At 31.7% G+C, this 17,641-nt stretch carries 19 protein-coding genes; 16 read left to right on the plus strand and 3 right to left on the minus strand.

The genetic code is table 11. From position 1 onward, the window contains the following. Window positions 1-10 precede the first annotated feature (10 nt). Complete coding sequence (norG, locus tag ACUL40_RS05380) at window positions 11-1,444, minus strand: efflux pump transcription regulator NorG (protein ID WP_427260145.1); 1,434 nt, start codon at window positions 1,442-1,444, stop codon at window positions 11-13. Between the two features lie 152 nt (window positions 1,445-1,596). Between norG and ACUL40_RS05385 the strand changes: the two genes are divergently transcribed. The 14 genes from ACUL40_RS05385 (at window position 1,597) to ACUL40_RS05450 (ending at window position 13,296) form a co-directional block, all read left to right on the plus strand. Further along, window positions 1,597-2,511 carry a DMT family transporter gene (locus ACUL40_RS05385; RefSeq protein ID WP_000551623.1) on the plus strand — a complete coding sequence of 305 codons (915 nt, stop codon included), beginning with the start codon at window positions 1,597-1,599 and terminating at the stop codon, window positions 2,509-2,511. 138 nt (window positions 2,512-2,649) lie between these two features. Further along, on the plus strand, window positions 2,650-4,011 hold the full coding sequence (locus ACUL40_RS05390) for a glycosyl hydrolase family 8 (RefSeq protein ID WP_445422865.1): 1,362 nt from the start codon (window positions 2,650-2,652) through the stop codon (window positions 4,009-4,011). A 162-nt stretch (window positions 4,012-4,173) separates the two neighbouring features. Further along, window positions 4,174-5,097 carry a nucleoside hydrolase gene (locus ACUL40_RS05395; protein WP_075677084.1) on the plus strand — a complete coding sequence of 308 codons (924 nt, stop codon included), beginning with the start codon at window positions 4,174-4,176 and terminating at the stop codon, window positions 5,095-5,097. Window positions 5,098-5,173: 76 nt separating this feature from the next. Next, entirely contained in the window at window positions 5,174-5,632 is a 459-nt protein-coding gene (locus tag ACUL40_RS05400; protein ID WP_001102671.1) for a GNAT family N-acetyltransferase, read from the plus strand. A gap of 30 nt (window positions 5,633-5,662) precedes the next feature. Continuing rightward, the gene (gene cutA / locus ACUL40_RS05405) at window positions 5,663-6,010 is read left to right on the plus strand and encodes a divalent cation tolerance protein CutA (protein ID WP_001160791.1); all 348 of its coding nucleotides are present in this window, start codon (window positions 5,663-5,665) and stop codon (window positions 6,008-6,010) included. Window positions 6,011-6,026: 16 nt separating this feature from the next. After that, window positions 6,027-6,473 (plus strand): NUDIX domain-containing protein, encoded by a 447-nt coding sequence (locus ACUL40_RS05410; RefSeq protein ID WP_000836829.1) that lies wholly within the window; start codon window positions 6,027-6,029, stop codon window positions 6,471-6,473. Between the two features lie 199 nt (window positions 6,474-6,672). Continuing rightward, the gene (locus ACUL40_RS05415; RefSeq protein WP_001071389.1) at window positions 6,673-6,939 is read left to right on the plus strand and encodes a heterocycloanthracin/sonorensin family bacteriocin; all 267 of its coding nucleotides are present in this window, start codon (window positions 6,673-6,675) and stop codon (window positions 6,937-6,939) included. 101 nt (window positions 6,940-7,040) lie between these two features. Next, the gene (locus ACUL40_RS05420) at window positions 7,041-8,057 is read left to right on the plus strand and encodes a serine hydrolase domain-containing protein (RefSeq protein WP_000288894.1); all 1,017 of its coding nucleotides are present in this window, start codon (window positions 7,041-7,043) and stop codon (window positions 8,055-8,057) included. A 31-nt stretch (window positions 8,058-8,088) separates the two neighbouring features. After that, window positions 8,089-8,232: a hypothetical protein gene (locus ACUL40_RS05425; RefSeq protein ID WP_000653680.1), complete on the plus strand. Its 144-nt coding sequence runs from the start codon at window positions 8,089-8,091 to the stop codon at window positions 8,230-8,232. Between the two features lie 279 nt (window positions 8,233-8,511). Next, window positions 8,512-9,720, plus strand: coding sequence for an L-lactate MFS transporter (locus ACUL40_RS05430; RefSeq protein WP_025687535.1), 1,209 nt, complete (start codon window positions 8,512-8,514; stop codon window positions 9,718-9,720). Between the two features lie 130 nt (window positions 9,721-9,850). Then, window positions 9,851-10,276, plus strand: a complete 426-nt coding sequence (locus ACUL40_RS05435; protein ID WP_445422866.1) for a GNAT family N-acetyltransferase — start codon at window positions 9,851-9,853, stop codon at window positions 10,274-10,276. A 279-nt stretch (window positions 10,277-10,555) separates the two neighbouring features. Further along, the gene (locus tag ACUL40_RS05440; RefSeq protein WP_229175314.1) at window positions 10,556-10,999 is read left to right on the plus strand and encodes an NUDIX hydrolase; all 444 of its coding nucleotides are present in this window, start codon (window positions 10,556-10,558) and stop codon (window positions 10,997-10,999) included. Between the two features lie 30 nt (window positions 11,000-11,029). Then, on the plus strand, window positions 11,030-12,160 hold the full coding sequence (gene dnaN, locus ACUL40_RS05445; protein WP_229175313.1) for a DNA polymerase III subunit beta: 1,131 nt from the start codon (window positions 11,030-11,032) through the stop codon (window positions 12,158-12,160). 212 nt (window positions 12,161-12,372) lie between these two features. Then, complete coding sequence (locus ACUL40_RS05450; RefSeq protein WP_130055546.1) at window positions 12,373-13,296, plus strand: hypothetical protein; 924 nt, start codon at window positions 12,373-12,375, stop codon at window positions 13,294-13,296. A 63-nt stretch (window positions 13,297-13,359) separates the two neighbouring features. Here ACUL40_RS05450 and ACUL40_RS05455 read toward each other — a convergent pair whose 3' ends face one another. After that, window positions 13,360-14,322, minus strand: coding sequence for an MBL fold metallo-hydrolase (locus ACUL40_RS05455; RefSeq protein ID WP_001037060.1), 963 nt, complete (start codon window positions 14,320-14,322; stop codon window positions 13,360-13,362). A gap of 296 nt (window positions 14,323-14,618) precedes the next feature. Here ACUL40_RS05455 and ACUL40_RS05460 point away from each other — a divergent pair, with 296 nt between their 5' ends. Both ACUL40_RS05460 and ACUL40_RS05465 read left to right on the plus strand, forming a co-directional pair. After that, window positions 14,619-15,614: an LAGLIDADG family homing endonuclease gene (locus tag ACUL40_RS05460; RefSeq protein ID WP_033696205.1), complete on the plus strand. Its 996-nt coding sequence runs from the start codon at window positions 14,619-14,621 to the stop codon at window positions 15,612-15,614. A 122-nt stretch (window positions 15,615-15,736) separates the two neighbouring features. Further along, window positions 15,737-16,102 (plus strand): RidA family protein, encoded by a 366-nt coding sequence (locus ACUL40_RS05465; protein WP_445422867.1) that lies wholly within the window; start codon window positions 15,737-15,739, stop codon window positions 16,100-16,102. A 723-nt stretch (window positions 16,103-16,825) separates the two neighbouring features. On the opposite strand, the gene ACUL40_RS05470 is transcribed toward ACUL40_RS05465, so the two are convergent. Beyond that, window positions 16,826-17,641 (minus strand): YwqG family protein, encoded by an 816-nt coding sequence (locus ACUL40_RS05470; RefSeq protein WP_000799803.1) that lies wholly within the window; start codon window positions 17,639-17,641, stop codon window positions 16,826-16,828.

Here is a 17,641-nt window from a genome sequence, read left to right on the forward strand (position 1 = left end):
GAGGATTTTTTTATGCTGTTAACTTCCGAATTAATTCACTGAGCAATTTAATTCCGTTAGTCATTTGTTCTGGAGTAGCATATCCATATGATAAACGAATGTACTGATCTGATTCTTCTTCATAAATACGTCCCGGATTTAAAAGAATTCCTTTTGATAGTGCCTCTGAAAATAGTTTTTTCATCGGAATGTTATGTATAACCTTTAGCCATATAAAAAATCCACCACTAGGAATATCCCATGATGCAATATCTGCACAATATTTATTTAAAGCTCGTATCATTATTTGTCTTCGTTCTTTCAGGTGCATTCTTACGTTTGCTACATGTTCTTCATAAAAACCTTCATTTATCCATTCAGCAGCTACTCTTTGAGATAAAGAGCTGGATCCATAGTCTGTTTGCATTTTTATATCTGACAATCTATCAATAACAGGTTCTGGTCCGATTATCCATCCAATTCTAAGTCCTGGGCTAAGTGTTTTAGAGAGACTACCAATATATAATACATGTCCATGTTTATCCATCGACTTTAAAGGAGCTGGAGGTGATTCATCAAGCCATAACTCTCGGTATATATCATCCTCGATGATAGGCAATTGCTCTTTTTTACATATTTTTAATATTTCTTTTCTTCGCTCTTTGGACATCAATATCCCCGTTGGATTTTGAAAACAAGGGATTGAATATAAAATATTATTCTTTTGACTATATTTAATTCGTTTTAATAAGTCGTTAGGTAAAATACCGTGATGATCCATTGATATACCGGATAAATTTATATTTGCTGATTGAAAAACATGAAGTGAATATAAGTAAGAAGGTTGTTCAAGTAAAACAGTTGATTTTCTATGTAAAAGACCAATCGATATTAATTGTAATGCTTGGAGTGCACCAGAGACTATTAATATAGAATCCGGTGATGCATGTATTCCAAATGATCTTACATATTTGCTTATTGCTTCACGTAACGGATAAATACCTTTTTGTTCTTCGTATCCGAAATAATCTAATTCCTCACTGACGTTTTTTATTATAGATTGCATAGTTTCGAGCGGGAAAAGATGAGGTGCAAGTTCACCTTTACTAAGATGGATAAGCGTTTTATTTGCTTCTGCTTCATTTATTTCTCGCACCATTAACTTACTTGGTTTATGAATACCGGCTTTTACATATTCACTCCAATCGGGCGGAGGATTAGTTGCTAATAATGACCATGTATTATTCATTACAATTGTTCCTGCTCCGATTTGTCCTTGAATTAAACCATCTGCTATAAGTTCATCTAGCGCAGTAATTACAGTACTTCGATTTACATGAAATAATTTTGCTAACTGCCGCTGACTAGGGATTTTACTTCCAATTGGCCATTCTCCGTTTTCAATTTTTTCTTTCATATAGTCTATTATCTGCTGATATTTGGGCACTTTTTTATCGGTCGTCATATAAAAAACTCCTTCGTTTATTTAAAAGATTCAAAGTGGTTGGTTTTTCCGATAAATAACTGGTTGAAGACATTGTATCAACTATTAAATATGATGAAAAGAAATAATTGGTAATTTAAAAATGGTTGGTTTTTTAGGGAAGGAGAGAAAATATGCATAATAAAAAATGGGATTTACGCATTATATGTGCTCACGCTTTTACAATTCTTATATGGGGAACTGCTTTTCCAGCAATTCGTATGGGGCTTGAATCTTATACGCCTGAACACCTTACTTTACTACGCTTATTAATCGCCTCATTTATACTTTTGTTATTTTCATTTATATACAAACTACGACTACCGGATTTAAAGGATATCCCAGCAATTTTTATATTTGGTGCTCTAGGATTTACTATTTATCACATCGCATTAAACTACGGCGAAAAAACAGTAAATGCTGGATCTGCAAGTTTAATCATTTCAGTCACTCCAATAGTGACGGCAATTCTTGCTTCTGTTTTTTTGAATGAAAAAATGAAATTAAATGGTTGGCTTGGTGGTGTAATTAGTTTTGCAGGAATTGCCTTAATTTCATTTAGCCAGGGCGATGCTATTCAATTGAATAGCGGGGGATTATTTATATTATTAGCGGCGATTTCAGAAAGTCTATTTTTCGTTTTCCAAACATCTTACTTAAAAAAATACGGCTTCTTACCATTTACCATATATACAATTTTGTCTAGTACTGTATGTATGCTTATTTTCTTACCCGGAGTTTATCAAGAAATACTAGCAGCTCCTCTTGAAGTTAACTTGAGCGTTATATATTTAGGTGTCTTTCCAACAGTACTCCCGTATATTGCATTGGCCTATATTATATCTCGTGCTGGTGCTTCTGAAGCAACAAGTTCTCTATATTTAACGCCAATAACTGCGTGTTTCATTGCTTGGATATGGTTAGGAGAAGTGCCAACTTTGGTTTCGATAATTGGCGGAGGAATTACTATACTTGGAATTGTGATTGCTCATATACCGGTATTAAGAAAAGAAAAACATAGGAATTTAGCAAATAATCAATCCGTATAATGTAATTCAATAATAATTTTATGATACTTTTTTATATAGTTTCTTTCTTATGTTGATAAATATAATATTTTGTATTTCAGTTAAATATTGTATGTTACATTTTATGTAGTAAGCATTTTAAAAGGAGCTGACAACATAATGAATGGAAAAAGAAATATTTTTATATGTATTTCTATTGTAGGAATCGGACTAGCTAGTTTTTCTAATTCTAGTTTCGCAGCAAGTGTAACGGACAATTCAATACAAAATTCTATTCCCGTAGTTAATCAACAAGTAGCTGCTGCAAAGGAAATGACACCATTTCCCCAGCAAGTTAATTATGCAGGTGTTATAAAACCGAATCATGTTACACAGGAAAGTTTAAATGCTTCTGTAAGAAGTTACTACGATAATTGGAAAAAGAAATATTTGAAAAATGATTTATCTTCTTTACCTGGTGGTTATTACGTAAAAGGAGAGATTACAGGTGATGCGGATGGGTTTAAGCCACTTGGAACTTCAGAAGGTCAAGGGTATGGGATGATAATTACAGTATTAATGGCTGGTTATGATTCGAATGCTCAAAAAATATATGACGGATTATTTAAAACAGCAAGAACTTTTAAAAGCTCTCAAAATCCTAATTTAATGGGATGGGTTGTCGCAGATAGTAAAAAAGCACAAGGTCATTTTGATTCTGCTACTGATGGAGATTTAGATATTGCGTATTCTCTTCTTCTTGCTCATAAGCAGTGGGGATCTAATGGAACAGTTAATTATTTGAAAGAAGCACAAGACATGATTACAAAAGGTATTAAAGCTAGTAATGTTACAAATAATAACCGACTAAATTTAGGAGATTGGGATTCTAAAAGTTCACTTGATACGAGACCATCTGATTGGATGATGTCACACCTTAGAGCATTTTATGAATTTACAGGTGATAAAACTTGGCTTACTGTTATTAATAATTTGTACGATGTTTATACGCAATTTAGTAATAAGTACTCTCCAAATACAGGACTTATTTCAGATTTCGTTGTAAAAAACCCACCACAACCCGCACCTAAAGACTTCTTAGATGAGTCAGAATATACAAATGCATATTATTATAATGCTAGTCGAGTACCTTTAAGAATTGTAATGGACTATGCGATGTACGGCGAGAAGCGAAGTAAAGTCATTTCTGATAAAGTCTCTTCATGGATTCAAAATAAAACGAATGGAAATCCTTCTAAAATTGTGGATGGTTATCAATTAAATGGATCCAATATTGGTAGTTATCCAACTGCTGTATTTGTTTCACCGTTTATTGCTGCAAGTATAACGAGTAGCAATAATCAAAAGTGGGTAAATAGTGGTTGGGATTGGATGAAGAATAAGAGAGAAAGTTATTTTAGTGATAGTTATAATTTATTAACTATGTTATTTATTACAGGAAATTGGTGGAAGCCTGTACCTGATGATAAAAAAACACAAAATCTAATAAATGATGCAATTTATGAAGGATACGATAATTAATTAAATTTGAGAATGGTTACTGAAGAAAGGAATTAGCATTCGCTAGTTCCTTTTTAATGTTTTGTAAAACATTATCCATTCTAAAATTCGCATAGATATACTTGCTTTTTTCATATACATAGTTATTGATGACTCTATGTTTTTATGAAGGGAGAGTATTTCTTGGAAAAAGTATTATTTTTCGGAGATCCAGGTATTGATGACTCATTTGCCATTATGTATGGTTTACTGCATCCCGAAATTGAAATTGTCGGTATTGTAACCGGATACGGAAATGTTGAGCATATACACGCTGCACATAATGCAGCGTATATTTTACAGTTAGCAAATAGACAAGACATTCCTGTCATTAGTGGTGCAACAAAACCACTTACAGAAGAAATCACTACGTACTATCCTGAAATTCACGGAGCAGAAGGATTAGGGCCCATCCATGTTCCAGAAAATATATTATCTATTCCAATATATAATTTCGGCAGTATTGCTGCGATTCTTATAAAGTACGGAAAAGATTTAACGATTGTTGATGTAGGAAGATCTACCTCGTTAGCAATTGCTTTTAATTTATGGAATGATTTAATGCTAAATGTAAAAGGAATCTATTTCATGGGTGGTGTTTTTTTAGAAGTAGGAAACGTTACGCCATTAGCAGAGGCAAACGTGTATGGAGATCCGATAGCAAGTAAAATTGTTTTCCATCAAGCAAAGAATTTATTCATATTCCCTTTAAATGTAACAAACAAAGCTGTGTTAACACCAAATGTATTTAACTATATTCAAGCTAATGCAAAGAATCCATTTCATATGATAATGAAACCAATGTATGACTACTATCTATCCGCATACCAAAAACTTAATCCATCTATGGAAGGACCTTTGCTACATGATGTGGTTGCAATAAGCGGATTAGTAAATCCAAGTTTTTTTGAATTTGTGCATCGTACAGTAAATGTAGATACATACGGAGATACGAAAGGACAAACATTTGCTGATTTTCGCCCTAACTCTAAATCTGAAGGAGCCCGTATAGCTTTAGAAATAGATGCAGAAAAATTCATTCAAGATTTTATAAAAATTATGTTATAAGTTGCTGTCGAAAAAGGGAATTATTTCAATGCGTTGAATATAAAAATACATCCTCTAGATAAAGGAGCTTACAATATTGAATGTCCAGTTAAAGGTTGTTACGAGAGACAATTGGGAAGATGCATTAAAGTTACAAGTTAAAGAAGATCAAAGAAAATTTGTCCCCGCTGTAGCAGTTTCACTTGCTAAAGTATATATAAAACCAGATGGTGACAATGTAGAGTACATACCATTCGCTATATACGATGGTGACCTTATGGTTGGTTTTGTTATGCATGCTGTTGTAATAGAGACATCGGATATGTATTGGATTAACGGATTTATTATTGATCAATCGCAACAAGGTAATGGTTATGGAAAAGCAGCATTACAAGAAAGTATTGATATAATAAAAAATACTTTTAAATCGTGTAAAGAAATAAGATTAACCGTACATAAAGATAATCTCTCTGCAAAGAAATTATATGAACGATATGGTTTCATATCATTAGGACAGGAGTATGATGGTGAGCAAGTATACCGTTTATTTGTTTAACTATTAAGAAGTAAAGGTGTGAAATGAAATATGCAATTTACTGAAGTGAAAATTGAAGTGTTCATTCCTGAAGAATATATTGAAACATTAAGGGATGAATTAAATAAAATTGGAGCATGTAAAACGGGCGAATATGACCATTGTCTTTCCTATAGTTCAGTGAAAGGATATTGGAGACCTTTAGAAGAGGCATCTCCTTTTAATGGAGAAATTGGTCAAATATGCGAAGGACAAGAATGTAAAGTTGAAATAAAGTGTAAACGAGAACTTGTAAAAGATGCTCTTGAAGTTATTAATGATATTCATCCGTATGAAACACCTATGATTTATATTATACCAATACTAAATGACTATTTTGAGAAACTATACATTAAATAACTAGGAGGAATATCAATTGAAAAGTAAATTTCATCATATTGTACGAGCAGTCATGATAAAAGATGAAAAATTATTAGTTGCTGAATATATCGGCCATCATTATTTTTTACCTGGTGGCCATGTTGAAATTGGAGAATCAGCAGAGAATGCATTAAAAAGAGAGTTAAGAGAAGAACTTGGAGTAAACTGTAGTATACAACAATTTTTAGGCGTCATAGAAAATCAATGGCAAGATAAAGAAATTCTTCATCATGAAATTAACCACATTTTTGAAGTAGAGTCACAAGATTTACATACGGACTTAACACCGCAATCTAGCGAGTCTCATTTAGTATTTCACTGGATAGCTTATAATCAAGAAGCCTTAAATCATTATGAAATCATGCCAATGCCTTTAGTAAAGGAATTACTAGAAAGTAAGTTAAATGATGAACTCCTAAATTGTTGGATTAGTAATTTTTAAATCACTTTATTTATAGTAAATACGTCCATCGAATGAATATAAAGAAAATAGGCTGAAAAACAAGGTACATCACCTAGTGTAAGTTCATATTTTGTTGATGTACGCATTTAGTCTATAGTCTTGTTTCTACTTTGTTTAAAAGAATTTATTAACTTTAATATTTGGACGGAATTTACATTTATAAATGGAGGGTTTCATAATGAATCAGTTTCAACAAGAACTACAATCATTAAACCTTAATGATTATCAAACTGGCAATGTTGTGTATTGGGATCAACAACAAAGTCAATATCCATACTATTACATTCAAGACGATGCACGTCGTTGCGGCGGATGTGGCGGTTGTGGTGGACGTTGCGGTGGATGTGGCGGTAGATGTGGTGGTTGTGCAGGTCGTTGCGGCGGATGCATAGGATGCGCAGGATGTTTCAGTTGCTTTAATTGCTGGAACTGGTGGATTATTTAAGTATAGAAAATTCAAGTTATTTTATATGAAAGAAAGGTGTAAAAACTATTTTGCACTTTTCTTTCATGCTGTAATTTTGATGTGTATTAAGGGGGATTTATTTGTATACATATGATAAGTTGATTTCTTGGGTAGAGGATATAAAAGAAAAAAATCATAGTTCTGCTACAGCACTTTGTATTATAAAAGATAATAAAATCGTACTAGAGCATTATAGTGGTTATCACTCAAATACATCTACAACCAAGAGAGTAACAGCATCTTCACAATTTAACGTTGCTTCTGCTAGAAAAAGTTATTTAGGATTAATGATAGCGTATGCGCTTTATGAGGGGAAAATAAACTCTATTGATGATGAAGCGATAAAATATTTTAAAGACTTTGATCCTGCATTGCTTAGTAAAACGACGATAAGACATTTAGTAACACATTCGCATGGATTAGAAGAAACGAATGACAGGACAATTTTTCGTGAATTTGCACCGGGGCAATCATGGGCGTATAGAGATATTAATGTAAGAATGATGACACGTCTTATTTATCAGCTATATAACAAAAGTTTTCCTGAATTGTTAAAGGAGCGTGTGTTTAAGCCTGCTAATTTTCAAGAAACAGGTTGGAGAGTTCAGCGAGATGAAAATTTAGTTGACGTTGTTAATAATCCAAATGAAGACGCAATTAGTGAAATTGGTACGGTAGATGACGGTACTGAAAAAAATTTGTTTGTCTCAGCTAGAGAATTTGCGCAGTGGGGCAATCTTCATTTAAATCAAGGTGGGATAGATGGTAAACAAATTGTTCCAAAAGAAGTTATAAAAATCGCTACGAGTTTGCAGAGTCCAACATATATAAACAAAGAGCTACCACAAAATGGATTGTTTTGGTTCATCCAAAATGAGCCTGCGCAATTAAGCGAACTTGGTGAACGTGTTCCAAAAGGGTCGTATCAAATATTAGGGATTACTGGACCGACCATTTTAGTAATACCTGAATATAATGTAGTTGTTGCAAAGATGTATAATAAAAGATATAACTACGGTGGTGATAATTACTTATATTATTTACGTGAATTTAGTAATTTAGTCGCAGATACATTTAGTAACGGTAATAGGGCATAATTACTCCTATAACGAAAAGGAGTGATTGAAAGTGAAAGATAAAGTGAACAAAAATAAAAAGCAAAATATAAAAGATGTAAATACAGAGCAAAATGCGATTTATAGCGATCCTAAAGATGCAGCTAATATGCAAACTGTACCGCAGCCGAAGGATTTTGATGAAATCGAATATTAATTTTTCATCCGACTATATGATGAATGAAAAATACGTCTTAAGTCTCATCACATATAAGAAATTATTTGATAACATATATACATAAGCATTTGAAAATGGCTTATCTTAACAAAGCTTTCTTTAGAAACATCTGATATAACCTGCAAAAGGCACTTCTTTATGAAGTGTCTTTTTGTGTATATGAACTTAATTACCATTTTCCGTACAGTATCTTGCAATTTATGATGGATATACTAACTGTGAAAATTCATGTCAAGATAAAAGAAGGGGACAGTTAGTATGAAACAAACTTCTATAAATCCGTTACTAATTGTTCTAGGTACAATCATTGTTCAAATTGGACTTGGAACAATTTATACATGGAGTTTATTTAATCAACCCCTTGTAAGTAAGTTTGGATGGAATCTTAATGCAGTAGCGATAACTTTCTCTATAACAAGTTTTTCTTTATCATTCTCAACTTTATTTGCAGCAAAGTTACAGAAAAAATTAGGACTTCGGAAACTTATTGCTACTGCAGGAATTGTTTTAGGACTCGGCTTAATACTTAGTTCTCAAGTTTCTTCTTTACCACTATTATATTTATTAGCTGGTGTCGTTGTTGGTTATGCGGATGGAACAGCTTATATTACATCACTATCTAATTTAATTAAATGGTTTCCAAATCGGAAAGGGCTTATTTCAGGTATATCTGTATCAGCGTATGGAATGGGCAGCTTAATCTTTAGATATATAAACGGAAATCTTATCGATAACCTTGGTGTATCACAAGCATTCTTATATTGGGGTATTATCGTGTTACTTTTAGTGTTAATCGGATCGTTCTTCTTACGTGAGGCAATTGTAAGTAATGCTGTAACTGAAACATTACACAATGACTATACTCCGCGTGAAATGATGCGAACGAAACAAGTATATCTGCTATTTTTTATGTTATTCACCTCGTGTATGGGTGGTTTGTATTTAATCAGTATGGTAAAAGATATCGGTGTACAACTCGTTGGACTTAGCGCAGCAACCGCTGCAAACGCCGTTGCTATGATTGCAATCTTTAATACAGTAGGTAGAATCATTCTTGGGACGTTATCAGATAAAATCGGGCGAATGAAAATTGTCTCTGCAACGTTTATTATTATAGGATTGTCAGTCTTTACTTTAAGTTTTATTCCGCTAAATTACGGAATCTATTTTGCTTGTGTAGCAAGTGTCGCCTTTTGCTTCGGCGGTAATATAACTATATTCCCAGCTATTGTCGGAGATTTCTTTGGATTAAAAAACCATAGTACAAATTACGGGATTGTCTACCAAGGTTTCGGATTTGGTGCGCTTGCAGGATCATTCATTGGAGCGATACTTGGAGGATTTCAACCAACTTTCATTATAATTGGTGTGTTAAGTGTTATTTCCTTCATTATTTCAATATTAATCCGTCCACCAAATGCAGAGAAGAAAAAGGAACTAAAACATTTACATCGGAAAGTAGCTTAATTTAAAAAAGAGTCCTCATACTAGGGCTCTTTTTTATTCCATTAACTTTGCTTCTTTACCAACTCATTAAAGACAGGACAATATCATTTTAAAATTGAATAGATAAGTAAAAAGGAGCGTGACACTTAAAATGAAAATAGTACAGCAGTGGGTCCAAGAAGATAGTGATTACATAAGAGAAAAAGTAATTGAATATAACCAAAAACATATTTCAGATGAAGAGAAAAAACCTTCAGAAAAAATTAGTTTTATAGTGAGAAATGAAAAGGGAAAAATTGTAGGTGGAATAACTGCAATTACATTTTTGCACCACGTACATGTTGATTTCCTATGGGTTTCTGAAGAATATAGACACGAAGGTTATGGAACCAAGTTAATAAAACTTATTGAAGAATTTGCAATTGAAAAAGAGTGCAGGTTAATCAATTTAGATACTTTTAGTTTCCAAGCTCCTGATTTTTATAAGAAGCATGGATATAAAGTAATCGGAGTAAGTGAAGATTATCCGAAAGGACATAATCATTATTATTTAGAAAAACGGCTAAAAAGTATATAGAATTTGTTAACATTAGTATTTGGAATACAAATGCAATAAGGGCGAGGTTATTATTAATTTCAGTATTAATTGGATCAATTTTTATTCTAAAACTGCAAGAACGTACTTTGGATACTCTTCCTAAGGTACGTTCTTTTTTTATATCAGTAGCCTATTCTTATTAACTCCACCAATAGTGGTAAAGGCAAGACTTAACTAACTTATATATATTAAAAGGAGTTAATGGTAGAATGAATAGAAGACAGAAAATTCCTTTTATTAAAAATAGAGGAGGTACATATGAAAAAAGTTAATGTTACATACGCGATTTTGTACGATAAAACTAATGAAAAGATTTTAATGGTAAAAAACAAAGGGGAAAATGGTTCTTATTATACATTACCAGGTGGCGCAGTTAAATTAGGAGAAACATTGGAAGAAGCAGTAATTCGAGAAGTAAAAGAAGAAACAGGGTTACATATAAACGTAAAAGGGATTTTTTCTATCAGCGAAGCCTTTTTCGAGGAAAGAGATCATCATGCAATTTTCTTTAATTTTCTAGGTGAAATAATTGGCGGAGAGACATATATATCAAGGCCAAAAGAAATTGAAGAGATTACTTGGATGGAATTACATATAGCAGCTCCATATTTACGCATACCAGAACATTTACTAGATTTATTACAAAAGAAAGAAACAGTACCTTATTTTTTTAACGGAACAATCGTTCATCAATCTTCATAAAAATATTATCTCATGTAAGGCGGGGAAAACATGGAGTTTATCGTTAATCACAAACAATTCACTCAAGCACTTTCAGAAGTCAACAAAGCAATATCAACAAAATCTTTAATTCCTATATTATCTGGTATAAAAATAACTGCAGATCAATCTGGAATTACTTTAATTGCAAGTAACTCGAATATTTTTATTGAAAAATTCATTCCTGTTTTAATTGAAGACGAAAAGATTGCAACTATTTTAAAGGCAGGAACTATTGTTGTACCTGCAAAGTATTTCATTGAAATAATAAAGAAAATGCCAAGTGATATAGCAATAAAAAGTAAGAATGAGCAAATTATTAAGATACAATCAGAAGAAATCACATTAAGTTTAAATGGATTTCCTGCAGATGAGTTTCCGAATGTACCACTTATAGACAATCATGCAGAAATCAAAGTAGAGACAGAGCAATTGATTGAAGTATTTAAACAAACAGTTTTTGCGGTAGCAAAAAATGAATCTAGACCTGTTCTTACTGGGGTGCATATAGAGTTATCTAATAATAAGTTAATTTGTGCTGCAACTGACTCACATAGACTAGCGATACGTGAAACGCTACTTTCCTCAGATGTAAAAGCAAATTGTATTGTACCAAGCGCAACCATTAATGAACTTCTAAAATTAATGAACAGCAATTCGGAATTCGTATATATCTACCTTTCGGAGAGTCATATTATATTTACGTTTGGAACAACTACATTATATTCAAGACTAATTGAAGGGAAATATCCTAATATTTCTAACCTTATCCCAAATGATTTTAAAACGATTATTAACGTAGATAGAAAAAAGATATTACAAGGTGTAGACCGATCAAGTTTATTAGCAAGTGAATGGGCCAATAACAATGTTAACTTAGAAATCATAAACGAATCCACAATTAAAATTTCTTCAAACGCTTCTCAAATTGGGAAAATATCCGAAACGCAACAAATAGATGCGATTCAAGGTGAAAAACAATTAAATATATCTTTCGATGGGCATTTTATGGTTGATGCTTTACGAGCAATAAAAGAAGAAACGATTACTTTAAGCTTTGGCGGTTCTATGAGACCGATATTGATTGAAGCAGGAGAACAATCTGCAGCAGTACATCTTATATCACCAGTAAGAGCGTATTAGGGATAGAGGAAGGAATTACATTATGTACAAGCAGACTATTGATTTATGAAATCATAAATCAATACATTATAAGAATGATGTATTAGTAAAGCAAACAGTTTACTAAATCCTACATAATATAATTCAATCATAGACAAAGCAGCAATGGTAATCTGAAAATAATAATAACCTCAATATAAAAGCCATAGATTAATCGATATGGGGTGAGTATGATGAAGAAAATAATTGTTTTACTCATTGGTATAGTTTTAATTACTTTTGCTTTTTATCAATACAACAAAAAAGACTATGCAGCTAAAAGTACTAACTTGTATGTAGAAAACTTTAAAGGGGAAAATGATTCAATAAAAATACAATCTGCTATTAATAAAGCAGAATCTAGTAAAATTAAAACGGTATTACTTGATGATAAGAAGTATAAAATTACGTCACCAATCATTGTTAAAAAAGGTGTGAAATTATTATTTGGTTATGGATCCCAATTTGTAGTTGAGGGAAACTTTAGAGTTCTAGAACTGGAGAACAACGCATCCATTGAAGGAGCGTATATAGCTATTGACGATCCTAAATTTAGCTCTGAAGTTATTTATTTAGACGGTAAAAATAAATATTATAACACTTGGAACAAAACACAAATAAAAGATATAAATATTATCAATTGGACGGAAACGAATAAAGGTACCGGAATTTCTTTATACTCCGCTGGAAAAGAAAATGAAATTTCGTTTGTTAACTTCGAAAACATTAAAATTGTAGGAATGGAAACCGGACTAAAATTAGTAGCAAAAAAACCGAGCACCGGACAAGCTTGGATAAATGCCAATCGTTTTATGAACTTTTCTTTAGAAGACTGTGTGAATATGATTTATATGGATAGTCAAGTAACTACGCCAAATGAAATTAGTGGGAATCAATTTACAAATCTTCAAATACAGCCTTCAAATAAAACAAAAAGCATTATAAAAGTAAGTGGTCAGTATAATGAATTTCATGGGATGGTGTGGGATTTAAATAAAATAAAACATGAAAACGAACTCATTGAACTAACTGATAAAAGTATGAATACAGTGATTGAAATGTCCAGTGTACCAGCAAATAGAGTTTTAGATAGTGGGAAATCCAATATTGTGAAATAAGTTTAAATACAGAAAAAAGAGCGAATTCTTTATAAGAGGATTCGCTCTTTTTATATTTTAAAATTAAATTTCCTTCCACCAAGCGGATGAAGGATAATTTGTAGATTTTAACGTAATAGATTCACCAATTTGAGGCGTTGTAATTTTAACTCCTAAACGGTTAGCTTCTTTCGTAATACGTTCTATCGGGTCACTCCATTCGTGTAATGCTAACGTAAAGGCACCCCAATGAATCGGAAGAAGTAATTCTCCTTTAACATCAATATGAGCTTGTACCGTTTCTTCAGGCAACATATGAATAGCAGACCACCTCGGATCATATTGCCCGCATTCCATTAATGTAAGATCGAATGGACCGTATTTATCACCAATTTCCTTAAAGTGAGGGGCATAACCGCTATCACCACTAAAGAAAATTTTAGTCTCTTGACCAAGAATAAGCCATGAACACCATAATGAACGATCTCTATCTGTCATACCACGTCCCGAGAAATGCCTTGCAGGCGCACATACTAACTTAATATTATCAAACGTAATTTCGTCCCACCAATTATGTTCACTAATTTTACTAGGCGAAACACCCCATTTAATAAGATATTGTGCAACTCCAGTTGGAACATAAAAGTGCTTTGCGCGATCTTTTAACTGCATAATACTTTTGTAATTCAAATGATCATAGTGATTATGAGAAATGATAATCGCATCAATTTCTTGAAGGTCATCACGTTCTAAAGAAAAAGTACCACTATAGCGTTTACTATTAAACAAAGGAAATGGGGAAGAGGCATCTCCAAACATAGGGTCTAATAATAGTTTTTTACCTTCTATTTTCAAAAGAGAAGCAGAATGGCCAAACCATGTAACACTCTCTAACGATTCATTATCTTTATTTGATAAAACGATAGGCAAATCCTTTATAGGACGCAGCTTTGATTTTATTTTAAAGTAATCCGTCATTAAACTTATAATATCTTTCGGTTTAAAACTCATATCAGTATGAATTTGATTTGTATATTTCTTATTCATTCGTTCTCCTTTTTACGATTAACAATTTACGTATGTTGTTATTGTAGCTATTTGTAGTTTAAACTATATTATTTTACCTTTCATCTAAATTGCCTTGTATTTCATAAATTCGTCAAATTCATTATTTGTATCTATAAAGTACAAATTGCACAGTGGCAGCTAAAACAAATATTAAGTACATGTAAATTGTTTTTATTTAGTAAATTCCTTCTTATACGCAACAAAGAACATACGTTTCGTTGTATGTTATAGAAGAAAATATGTCTCTAATAAAAGAAAGGAAGGAGAGGACGTAAGTGCAAATAGAGAGAAAAAAGAACTCAAAATGTAAACTATCAAAATCGGAAATCATTCATTTGTATACTGAAGGGAAGAGCACCTCAGAAATCGCCATGCTTGCTAATGTGTCTGCAAGGTATATTCGTATGGTTTTATCAGACAATAACGTACCAAGACGCGCTATAGGGAGTTGGAAGAGAAAGTATGACATAACAGAAGATTATTTTAAAACGTGGTCAAACAATATGGCTTATATTTTAGGGTTTATAGCAGCAGATGGTGTTATACAGAAAGAAAATCAATGTGTCAGTATATCTCAAAAAGAAAGTTATATTTTAGAAGATATAAAAAAAGAACTAAAAACAAACCAGCCACTTTATCAAAACAAAAAAACAGGCGTATATATGCTAAACATTAATAGTAAAGTAATAAAAGACGATCTAATGAATATTCACGGAATCATGCCATGTAAATCTTTTAACATTGAATTTCCTTTAGTACCAGAAGAATATTTACATCATTTTGTTCGTGGATATTTTGATGGGGATGGTTACGTCAAGTATGAAACTTATACAGTTAATTTCGTAGGTGGATCATATAACTTTATGAATTCTTTACATCAAATTCTTCAAAATCGCAATTTACGAGCCGATTTACTAAATCAAAACAAACATTATCGTGTTATTTTATCTGGAAGAAAATCAATACAACTATTTTCAAATTGGATTTATAAAGACAAAGATATTTATTTGCATAGAAAATATGAAGTGTTTCAGAAAGAAAGTCTGAGTTTAGATCAATTACAAGATCGAAAATTAAAACAAACTCAAACTGCTGTTAAGCAAAGAAAACAAAGTTTCCTTGAAGAATATATGAAAAATAAATGTAATGCTATAACTTGTTCAAATTTAGAAATAAGCGAATCGGCTTTCAAACGTTGGCTAAAAAATGATAATCAATTTAAAAGAGATTATGAAAAGATTAATTTAACAATGTCCACTAGCGATAACTAAATATAAAATCCTAAAAAACCTTAGAATAGGTATGAAGATAGCTATTCTAAGGTTTTTTATTTTTAAATCATAAAGGATTCTTAATTTTATTGATTGAATATAGTAAATACATAGATTTTACAATGCCACCAACTTCTGGATATTCACATGTAGTGGAAGTTAGTAACGCTAAACGAACAATTTACATATCTGGACAAGTAGCGATTAACACTGATGGTCAAATAGTTGGCATTGGTGATTTAGCTACACAAACGCGACAAGTTTTCGAAAATATTAAAAGTGCATTAGAAACTTCGGAATTAAGATTTAATGATGTAGTAAAATTAACATTTTTCCTAACAGATATTTATCAAATGGCCACTGTTAGAGATATACGAGATCAATACATTGATATTAAAAATCCACCAGCAAGTTCAGCTGTAAAAGTTAGAAAGTTAATTAACGATAACTTTTTAATTGAAATCGAAGCAATTGCTGTAGCAAACTAATTTTAAAAACTTATTATGAATCATATCAATGCAATTCGTTTAATGTGTTCAGTTAAAACGAATTGCATTTTTTATTGTCTTAAATATAATTTATATCTGGAGACATTTTCATCAACAACTCATAAAACAAATAACTAAACAATCCATCACACAGAATGATTAAAAAGAACGAGGGGAGGCTAATCACAAAAACTAACTTACTTATAATAAGTTTATTATTTAAAGTTAGTTAACATAATATATATTATAGGCAGTTATAGAAACAAAGCAATACCAGGTATCAAAACCCAAGTAAACTATACTTAATGAGACAAAACGGAGATTTTTGGTGAGATTTACATTAAATCTTATCTAAACAAATTTCTTCAGTTTTTATCGTTTTTATTTGTTATAAATTCATCACAGCAAATCTTAATCAATAATCGCTTAAGATTTAACGAATTAAAAACATTTTTGATTGGCAAGAAATTTTTATACAGAAAAATTATTTCTATACAAAATATAAATTAGTAATTTTATTTTATGTTTTACTTAATGAATTAATTGCTATTTGCACATGTTTTACAACTTTACATTATTTGTTGTTATTTCTGTCATTTAGACTTGACTTTCATTACACTCATTGTTTTTTATTCTAGTTAACATAACGCTTATTTTTAACATAAAAAAATCCTCCTCACCTTCAGGAAGATTTTTTGTTTGCTATTATTTTATTTATATCTTCTAGTAACAATCCCAATTGTAAATGACATTGGAAAAATCTAGATTTAACAAATCTTCCTTACGTATAAAGAAATTAGCAACCCCAGAATCGCCCCACATAATATTTAATGAATCGTCTGTATCGATTTGCATCAATAATATGTCATGTTGCTGGTATTTTTCTTCCCATTCCCTTGGATCTGTCTGTGTGAAAAATGGATAACCACCAATTTTATGTCCTTGATCCTTACATAAATCATCATACAGTTCGCCTAATTCTGTATTATTTTCTTCATCAACAATTTCTTCCCAATCAATGTTATCATTAAAAATCATTTCAAATCGATAATCTCTTGGTGTTACTGGTTGATATGCCAACTCAAACTTTAGTTTTGCTGCTTTGGGTATGATAAAATTCTCTAAATCTAAAGTGTTTAAATAACTAAAATCAGTAATCACCTTAGTTAAATCCGCTGTGATTGTAGAATGATAAACAATTCGAAAGTCTTTTTGGCTTGTGGGATGATCAAAATCTGCTCCAAAAAGATCTTCTTCAGCACTTATGAAAAACTGTAACATTCCATGTTGAGGCATATGTTCAATGTTTGGTATTTCTTCAAGGTTTAACTGCGCAAGTAGCATCATAGGTTGTCCGTTTGAGTCTTTAGGATGCTCTTGATCTATAGGTAAATACGGATATCCACCAAACTTACTTTCAAAAAGCGTTGTCTCTGCTAATGTTCCAGACACTTTAACATACGGTTTCACACTTTCTTCTAAAATACTACGATACTGTTCTAGTTCTTTCGGAATTTGAAGTTGATACGTATTCTTCAC

Source organism: Bacillus sp. KNSH39, assembly GCF_052656585.1.